2 protein-coding genes are annotated in these 1,247 nt (G+C 60.5%); one reads left to right on the top strand and one right to left on the bottom strand.

From position 1 onward, the window contains the following. On the bottom strand, positions 1 to 597 hold a 597-nt coding region (locus tag AC1DLB_RS30340), incomplete at its 3' end, for a 3-deoxy-7-phosphoheptulonate synthase (protein ID WP_477786322.1). A 148-nt stretch (positions 598 to 745) separates the two neighbouring features. On the opposite strand from AC1DLB_RS30340, the gene AC1DLB_RS30335 reads away from it, so the two are divergent. After that, positions 746 to 1,247, top strand: a 502-nt coding sequence (locus AC1DLB_RS30335; protein ID WP_477786321.1) for a spermidine synthase, incomplete at its 3' end; no start/stop codon positions are given.

Here is a 1,247-nt window from a genome sequence, read left to right as displayed (position 1 = left end):
GTATTTCTCGGCCAGTGCCGAGTTGGCGATGAAGTCCAGGTTCCATTTGTGTACCTGATGCAGATCGGCAAAGCCGCCCTGGGCAAAGGCGCGCAGCAGGTTCAGGGTCGCGGTGGACTGGTGGTAGGACTGCAGCAGGCGATCCGGGTCCGGTACGCGGCTTTTTTCGTCGAAACCGATGCCGTTGACGATGTCGCCACGGTAGGCCGGCAGCGTCACGCCGTTGATGGTTTCATCGTTGGCCGAACGGGGTTTGGCGAACTGACCGGCCATGCGTCCGACTTTGACCACCGGGCAACCGGCGGCGAAGGTCATGACGATCGCCATTTGCAGCAACACTTTAAAGGTGTCGCGAATTTTCGCGGCGGAGAATTCGGCGAAGCTTTCGGCGCAGTCGCCGCCCTGCAACAGAAATGCCCGGCCCTGGGTGACTTCGGCAAACTGACGGCGCAACTCCCGCGCTTCACCGGCAAACACCAGTGGCGGATAGCTCGCCAGGGTTTGCTCGACGTGCAGCAAATGCGCCGCGTCGGGGTATTGAGGTTGTTGCTGGATCGGCAGGGCGCGCCAGCTGTCAGGGCTCCAGGGTTGGCTCATCGCAGTCTCTAGTGTTTTACGCTCGGACGGTTATGTTATCAGCAATTAGTGCGTGACCTGCTCCCGTCGCTTCGCGGACAATCGCGCCTTTGCCGCTTTATGTTGCGGTTTATCGTGTTGCCGGGGCCGGTAACGATCAGGAGACGAAATGACTGAGGAGCGCGTCGAGCATCTGCTCGCCGAGGTGCAGGATGAGTTCGGCGTGATTCGCGTGCTGGAAGTGGCCGATTACCGTTTTCTGGAGTTCGGTGACGCCATCGAACAGAGCTGCGTGTTCACCGCCGACCCTAGCTGGCTCGAGTACGATTACACCCGCGCGATGCTGATTGGTGCGCTGTGCCACGAGCAGCCGGAAAGCGCGCTGTTCCTCGGCCTTGGTGCTGGGACACTGACCCAGGCTTGCTTGAAGTTCCTGCCACTGGAAGATGTCGAAGCCATCGAGCTGCGCCCTGACGTACCGCGCCTGGCCATCGAATACCTGGGGCTGGATGACGATCCGCGGCTGTACATCCGCGTCGGCGATGCGCTGGAGTTGCTCGATACGGCTGAACCGGCCGATCTGATTTTCGTCGACTTGTACACCGATGTCGGGCCGGGTGTCGGGCATCTGGCCTGGAGCTTTCTGGAAAACTGTCAGAAACGCTTGAATC

Source organism: Pseudomonas sp. 05N434 (assembly GCF_056396965.1).
Note: the sequence above shows the minus strand (reverse complement) of the source record. Positions and strands in the feature narration are given on the sequence as shown.